Annotated in this window: 4 protein-coding genes and 3 pseudogenes; 5 read left to right on the plus strand and 2 right to left on the minus strand. The window is 70.5% G+C overall.

The window, feature by feature from the left end:
* Window positions 1-205: pseudogene (locus JNW89_RS21790) on the minus strand (ATPase); the annotation flags it as partial.
* 201 nt (window positions 206-406) lie between these two features.
* On the opposite strand from JNW89_RS21790, the pseudogene JNW89_RS21795 reads away from it, so the two are divergent.
* The 5 genes and pseudogenes from JNW89_RS21795 to JNW89_RS21815 form a co-directional block, all read left to right on the plus strand.
* Window positions 407-1339: pseudogene (locus JNW89_RS21795) on the plus strand (MurR/RpiR family transcriptional regulator); the annotation flags it as partial.
* 175 nt (window positions 1340-1514) lie between these two features.
* Complete coding sequence (locus JNW89_RS21800; protein ID WP_238450307.1) at window positions 1515-2264, plus strand: sugar isomerase domain-containing protein; 750 nt, start codon at window positions 1515-1517, stop codon at window positions 2262-2264.
* A gap of 24 nt (window positions 2265-2288) precedes the next feature.
* Window positions 2289-3701 carry an N-acetylglucosamine/diacetylchitobiose ABC transporter substrate-binding protein gene (gene ngcE / locus JNW89_RS21805; protein WP_238450308.1) on the plus strand — a complete coding sequence of 471 codons (1413 nt, stop codon included), beginning with the start codon at window positions 2289-2291 and terminating at the stop codon, window positions 3699-3701.
* 23 nt (window positions 3702-3724) lie between these two features.
* Window positions 3725-4665, plus strand: a pseudogene (locus tag JNW89_RS21810) (carbohydrate ABC transporter permease).
* Window positions 4666-4678: 13 nt separating this feature from the next.
* Complete coding sequence (locus JNW89_RS21815) at window positions 4679-5635, plus strand: carbohydrate ABC transporter permease (RefSeq protein WP_238450309.1); 957 nt, start codon at window positions 4679-4681, stop codon at window positions 5633-5635.
* A 78-nt stretch (window positions 5636-5713) separates the two neighbouring features.
* Here the strand turns inward: JNW89_RS21815 and JNW89_RS21820 are convergent.
* Window positions 5714-7363 (minus strand): ABC transporter ATP-binding protein (locus tag JNW89_RS21820; protein ID WP_238450310.1); only part of this gene is annotated, 1650 nt, incomplete at its 5' end.

The raw sequence follows: 7363 nt of genomic DNA on the forward strand, positions 1-7363 counted from the left end.
CGGCGCGTACCCGGGTCGGATCGACCCCGGCGAGCGCGCCGCGCAGCGCGGCCAGCAGTTCGGCGGCGGCGCGTTCGGCGCCGTGGCTGGTCGGGTTGCCGCCGCCGCCCCGGCCGGTGCCCAGGCGTTCGCCGGCCAGGGTCAGTGCGGTCGCGCGGGTGGACGTACCTCCGACGTCGAGACCGACCACGACGGTGTCGGACATGCTCACGGGCCTCCCGGTGCGGCGGTGCGGGTGGGCTTCATGCTGGTCCGACCCGGGCCCGCAAGGCAAGATCGGCGGTCGGCGCCGCCGGTGTGCGCCAGGTAACAGTTTGAAAACTTCGCCCACGCTCTTGACACGGAGGGGCCGTCAGTAAGAAATTTTACCACTAACAGTTAACACTCCTTTCCGAAAGGCGCTCCGATGGTGGATCATGAGGTGGACACTTCCGCGGGGACCGCGGTGGTCGACGCCGACACGGTCGACCGGTGGGGCGCCGACGGGGTGCTGGCCAGAGTCCGGGCCGGCGCCGGAGAGCTGACGGGGGCGTTGCGCCGGGTCGCCGAGCACGTGCTCAGCGACCCGGAGGCGGCCGCCCGGGCCACCATCGTCGAGCTGGCCGAGCGCAGCGGCACCTCGCCGGCCACCATCACCCGGTTCTGCCGCGCCATGGGCTTCGACGGCTACGCCGACCTGCGGCTCGGCATCGCCTCCGAGACCGGGCGGGCCCGGTCGGCCGGGTGGACCGTCGACATCGGACGCGAGATCCAGCCCAGCGACCCCCTGGAGCGGGTGCTCGACCAGATCATGGCCGCCGACACCCGCGCCATGCACGACACCGCCACGCTGCTCGACCTCGCCGAGGTGGAACGGGCCGCGGTGGCCATCGCCGGGGCGTCCCGGGTGAACATCTTCGGCGCCAGCGGCAGCGCACTGGTCGGCGAGGAGATGCAGTTCAGCCTGCACCGCATCGGCGTGGCCGCCTGGGCGTGGAGCGACGTGCACGAGGGGCTGGCCAGCGCGGCACTGCTCGGCGTCGGCGACGTCGCGCTCGGCATCTCGCACACCGGGCAGACCCGGGAGACCATCGAGATGCTCGCCGAAGCCGGCAGCCGGGGCGCGACCACCGTCGCGCTGACCGGCTTCCCGCGCTCGCCGCTGGCCGAGCTGGCCGACATCGTGCTGGTCACCGCCAGCCAGGCCACCACCTTCCGGCCGGACGCGCTCTCCGCCCGGCACCCGCAGCTCGTCGTGCTCGACCTGCTCTACATCGCCGTGGCGCAGCGCACCCACGACCGCGCCCACGCGGCCTTCCGGCGTACCGCCCAGGCCGTCGACGGGCACAAGGCCGCCAAGAGGCTGTCGGGAAACCCCGGGGCGAGCGAGGCGGAGTCCAGCCGGCGATCCGGCAAGGCGGAGATCGATCCGGATACCGGTGTCGTATCCGGACCGATCTCCAACGCGGCCGGTCTCGGCTGGGCCCGCCGCAGCCGACGCGAGGTTTCCCGACAGCCGCTGAGGAGGCCGCCTCATGATCAGCGCACAGGGGTACGCCGAGGCGGTCCGCCCGGTGCTCGACCGGGTGGTCGACTCGCAGACCGAGGCGATCGGACAGGCCGCCGACCTGATCGTGGCCAGCCTGCGGGCCGGCGGGGTGCTCCAGGCCTTCGGCGCCGGGCACTCCGAGGCGTTCGCCGCCGAGCTCGTCGCCCGGGCCGGCGGGCTGGTCCCCACCAACCGGCTTTCCCTGCACGACCTGGTGCTGCACGGCGACGCGCCCCGCGACCTGCTCGCCGACCCGAAGCTGGAGCGCGACCCGGCCGTCGCCCACCAGCTGTACGCCCTCGCCGACCCGCACCCGGCCGACGTCTTCGTGGTCGCCTCCCAGTCCGGCATCAACGGCTCGGTCGTCGAGCTGGCGATGCTGGTCAAGTCGGGCGGCCACCCCCTGATCGCGGTCACCTCGGTCGCCCACACCGCACGGGTGGCCCCGCGCCACCCGTCCGGCCACCGGCTCGCCGATCTCGCCGACGTCGTGCTGGACAACGGCGCGCCGTACGGCGACGCACTGCTGCCGCTCGAGGGCGGCGGCGCGGTCTGTGCGGTCTCCTCGGTCACCACCGCGCTGCTGGCGCAGCTGTTGACCGCGGAGGTCGTACGACGGTTCCACCAGGCCGGAGAGGTACCCCCTATCTACCTCTCCGCCAACGTCCCCGGTGGGGACGAGCACAACCTCGCCCTCGAGTCGCGGTACGCCGGGCGTCTCCGGCGAACCGCCTGACCCGACACACAAGGAGAGACGACGATGTCGATTACCCCCGAGAACCCCGGCGACCTCAACCGCCGGACCCTGCTGCGGCGGGCCGCCGCGGCGGGCCTTCTGGTCACCCCGGCCGCCGGTCTGCTCAGCGCCTGCGCCGGCAGCGAGCCGAGCAAGTCCGACACCGGCGGCACGGCGAAGAGCAAGGACAACCCGTTCGGCGTGAAGGACGGCAGTGCCGTCAAGGTGGTCGTCTTCAACGGTGGCCTGGGCGACCAGTGGGCCAAGGAAGACAAGGTCATCTTCAACGCCAAGCACCCGAACATCACGGTCAACATGTCTTCCACCCAGAAGATCAAGACCGAAGAGCAGCCGAAGATGGCGACGCAGCCGAGTGACCTGGTCATGAACTCGGGCGCCGACATGATGGACCGCAGCACGCTGATCAACGAGGGTGCCATCGAGCCGCTCGACGACCTGCTCACCGCACCCGCCTGGGACAGCGAGGGCACCGTGGCGGACTCGCTCCTGCCGGGCACGGTCGGCGACGGCACCCAGAACGGCAAGTTCTACGTCGTCAACGTGGCGTACACGGTGTGGGGCAACTGGTACAACGCGGCGCTGTTCAAGAAGGAGGGTTGGCAGGCGCCGACCACCTGGGAAGAGTTCTTCGCCCTGGCGCCGAAGATCAAGGCCAAGGGCATGGCACCGTACGTGCACGACGCCGTGCACGGCTACTACCCGCGCTGGGCGCTCATGGCCAGCATCTGGAAGACCGCCGGCAAGCAGGTCGTCGTCGACATCGACAACCTGAAGGAGAACGCCTGGAAGGCCGACGGCGTGCTCAAGGCGCTGGAGCCGTGGGAGAAGCTGGTCAAGGACCGGCTGCTGCTGCCGGGCAAGCTCGACCACACTCAGTCGCAGCAGGCCTGGCTCGACGGCAAGGCGGCGTTCATCCAGGTCGGCACCTGGCTGAAGAACGAGATGTCCGCGACCATCCCGCCGGGCTTCGAGATGACCCTGTCGGACTACTGGCACAACGCCGACGACAAGGCGCCGAAGGACGTGTTCGCCGCGTCGGGCGAGGGCTTCGTCGTGCCGAGCAAGGCCCCGAACAAGGAGGCCGCCAAGGAGTTCCTGCGGGCGATGCTGTCGAAGGCCGGCTCCGCGAAGTTCGCCGAGCTGACCAAGTCGCTGGCCTCCACCAAGGGCTCCGGCGACAACGTGCAGGACACCGCGCTCTCCAGCGCCAACACGCTGATGAAGAACGGTGGCAGCGAGCTGATCTCGGTCAAGTTCCAGGACTTCTACGCCGACCTGGACAAGGAGAGCCAGAACCTCTCCGAGGAGCTCATGGCCGGCCGGCTCACCGCGCAGCAGTTCGTCGACAAGATGCAGGCGGCCGCCGACAAGGTCGCCAAGGACTCGTCGGTCAAGAAGCAGACCCGCACCGCCTGATCCCACGGAGAGAGTTGAGTCCAATGCGGCACGGAGTCGCGCGTTTCGTCACGGGCTTCCTGGCCCTGCCCGTCGCGCTGTACCTGTTCTACGTGGTCTGGCCGTTCGCGCAGGCGGCGGGGTACTCGCTGACCGACTGGGGTGGGTATTCGGATTCCCAGCGCTTTGTCGGGCTGGACAACTACGTCCGGCTGTTCTCCGACGAGCTGATCCGAAAGGCGTTCTGGCACAACGTCTTCTTCCTGGTCACCGTGCCGCTGTTCACCATCGCGCTGGCCCTGTTCCTCGCGTTCCTGCTCAACGTGGGCGGACGCGAGGACAGGGCGGCATCCGCGGGGTGTTCGGCTCCGCCATCTACAAGGTCATCTTCTTCTTCCCGCAGGTGCTGTCGCTGGTGGTCATCGCCGTCATGTGGCAGCAGATCTACCGGACCGACAGCCAGGGCCTGATCAACGGCCTGCTCATCAAGATCGGTGTGGTCGACGCGGAGAACCCGATCGCGTTCACCGCCGACCCGGAGCCGTTCCTCGGCATCCCCGCGGTGCTCTGGTGGCTGCTGCTCATCGCGGTCTGGAGCGGCGCCGGCTTCTACATGGTGCTCTTCTCCGCGGCCATGCAGTCGATCCCGAAGGACATCTACGAGGCGGCGATCCTGGACGGCGCGGGCAGGTTCGCCACCTTCTTCCGGGTCACCCTGCCGCTGCTCCGGGACACCATCTCGGTCGCCTGGGTCTACCTGGGCTTCATCGCCCTGGACATGTATGCGCTGGTCTTCGTCATGACGCCGAGCCAGGGTGGCCCGAACCACGCCAGCGAGATCTTCGCCTCGGTGATCCAGTTCAACGCGTTCCAGAAGGGCCAGTTCGGCTACGCCTGCGCGATCGCCGTGGCGCTGGCCATCTTCACCATCCTGCTGGCCGCCCTCCAGCTGAGGATTACCCGCCGTGAGCGGATCGAGTTCTGAGGAGGCCTGGACGATGAGCACGGTGACCCACACCTCCGGCCAGCGGCGACCCGACGCGGTGCCGCCGGCTGGTCCGGCAGCGAGCCGACGGGCCGAAGCCGCCGCCAAGAGCGTCAGCGGCCGGATATTCAACGGTTTCTCGCACCTGTTCCTCGCGGTCTGGGCGATCATGGTGATCTACCCGCTGCTCTGGGTGGTGATGTCCGCACTCAAGACCGACTCCGAGGTGATCCGCGAGCCGCTGTCGCTGTTCCCCAAGTCGCTGCGGTGGGACAACTTCGCCCGGGCCTGGACGGCCGGCATCGACAGCTTCTTCCTGAACACGCTGCTGGTGCTCGTCTTCAGCGTGACCCTGACGATGCTGCTGGGCTCGATGGCGGCGTACGCGCTGGCCCGCTACGAGTTCCGGGGCAACCGGCTGATCTACTGGATGTTCCTGTCCGGGCTGACCCTGCCGATCTACCTTGCCGCGGTGCCCCTGTTCAAGGGCGTCTACAACATGAACGTCGTGTTTCCGCTGCTCGGCCCGAACAAGCACCTCACGCTGATCCTGGTCTATGTGGCCTGGTCGCTGTCGTTCACCGTCTTCTTCATGCACTCGTTCTTCCGGACGCTGCCTGACTCGATCGCCGAGGCGGCCCAGGTCGACGGGGCCTCGCACACCCGGACCTTCTTCAGCGTCATGCTGCCGATGGCCAAGCCGGGCCTGATCAGCATCGGCATCTTCAACGTGCTCGGCCAGTGGAACCAGTGGTACCTGCCGACCCTGCTCATGCAATCGGTCGCCGGCGAGCCGAAGCACCAGGTGATCGCCCAGGGGCTCATCGAGCTCTCGGTCAACCAGGGCTACAAGTCCGACTGGTCCGGCCTGTTCGCCGGCGTCACCATGGCGATGCTGCCGGTGCTCATCGTCTACATCGTCTTCCAGCGCCAGGTCCAGTCCGGCCTCACCGCCGGCGTCAGCAAGTAACCCCGACCCCGCTTCATCGGAAGGAGTGGCTGTCCCGCCAGGGACGGCCACTCCTTCCGTGCATCAGGGCACCGGTGGTCAGGGGTGCCAGGAGCGCCAGAGGGCGGCGTAGGCGCCGTCGGCGCGGACCAGGTCGTGGTGGCTGCCGATCTCGGTGATCCGGCCGTCGGACAGCACCGCGACCCGGTCGGCGTCGTGGGCGGTGTTGAGCCGGTGCGCGATCGCGATGACGGTGCGCCCGGAGAGCACGGCCGCGAGGGCCCGCTCGGTACGCCGGGCGGTGGTCGGATCGAGGGCGGCGGTCGCCTCGTCGAGGATCAGCGTGTGCGGGTCGGCGAGCACCAGCCGCGCGAGGGCGAGCTGCTGGGCCTCGGCCGCGCTGAGCTGCCGGGCCCCGTCGCCGAGCGCGGTGTCCAGCCCGTCGGGGAGCGTGGCGTACCAGTCGGCGCCGACGCTGCGCAGCGCGGAACGCATCTGCTCGTCGGTGGCGTCCGGCGCGGCGAAGGCGAGGTTGTCGCGTACCGAGCCGATGAAGACATGGTGTTCCTGGGTCACCAGGGCGATCCGGCGGCGGCGCTCGGCCGGGTCGAGGTCGGTGACCGGGCAGCCGCCGATGCTGACCACGCCCTGCCGGGGCGCGTCGATCCCGGCCAGCAGCCGGGCCAGGGTGGACTTCCCGGCCCCGGACGGGCCGACGACGGCCAGCCGCTCGCCGGGCCGGACCTCCAAGTCGATACCGTGCAGCACGTCGTGGCCGGCGGCGTAGGAGAAGCGGGCCCCGCGGACGACGAGTCGCTCGTCGCGGGGGGTGCGCGCGGTGCCGGGCGCCTCCGGCGGCACCAGGCCGACACCGAGCACCCGGGCGAACGAGGCGAAGCCCCGCTGCGCCTGCTCCATCCAGAGCAGGAGCCGGTCCAGCGGCTCGATGGCCTGTTGCAGGTAGAGCGCGGCGGCGACCACCGCACCCAGCGAGACGTCGCCCCGGGCGAGCAGGTACCCGCCGACGAGCAGCACCGCGGCGACCGGCAGCGGATAGCTGGCCTCCACCACGCTGAAGAAGACCGTCCGCAGCCCGAGCGTCGCCCGCCGCGCGGCCCACAGCCGGGCGATCCGCGTGGTGCCGTGGGCGATCCGCTCGTCGGCGAGCCGGAACGCCTCGACGGTGCGGGTGCCCTCGGCCGTGCTGGTCAGCGTCTCGGTCAGGGCGGCGGCGGCCGCCCCCTCGGCCAGGTACGCGGGGCTGGCCCGCCGCAGGTACCAGCGGACCGCCGCGCCGATCGACGGCAGCCCGGCCAGCGCCGCCAGGCCGAGCAGCGGGTGCAGCAGGAAGACCGCTCCGAACAGCAGCGTCAGCTGCACCGAGGCGATGACCATGGTGGGCGCCACGTCGCGGACGGTGGTGCCGACCGTGGACACGTCGACCGAGCTGCGGGTGGCCAGTTCCCCGGAGCCGGCCCGCTCGACGACGGAGACGGGCAGTTCGAGGGTGCGGTGGACGAAGTCCTCGCGCAGCTCCGCCACGGCCCGCTCCCCGAACCGGTGGCCCGCGTACTGGGCGTACCGGGAGAGCACCGCCTGCACCAGGACCGCCGCGCCGATCGCCAGCGCCAGCCGGTCGACGGTGGCCACGCCCGCACCCCCGGTGACCCGGTCGACGATGCGGCCCAGCAGCCACGGCGGGGGCGAGCCCGGCGACCGCGGCGGCGCTGAGCAGCGCCAGCACGCCCA

It is taken from the genome of Micromonospora sp. 4G55 (assembly GCF_016803375.1).

Coding starts and splice junctions, on each gene's coding strand:
- JNW89_RS21800 (WP_238450307.1), top strand. CDS start 1,515: ATGATCAGCGCACAGGGGTACGCCGAGGCGGTCCGCCCGGTGCTCGAC.
- ngcE (WP_238450308.1), top strand. CDS start 2,289: ATGTCGATTACCCCCGAGAACCCCGGCGACCTCAACCGCCGGACCCTG.
- JNW89_RS21815 (WP_238450309.1), top strand. CDS start 4,679: ATGAGCACGGTGACCCACACCTCCGGCCAGCGGCGACCCGACGCGGTG.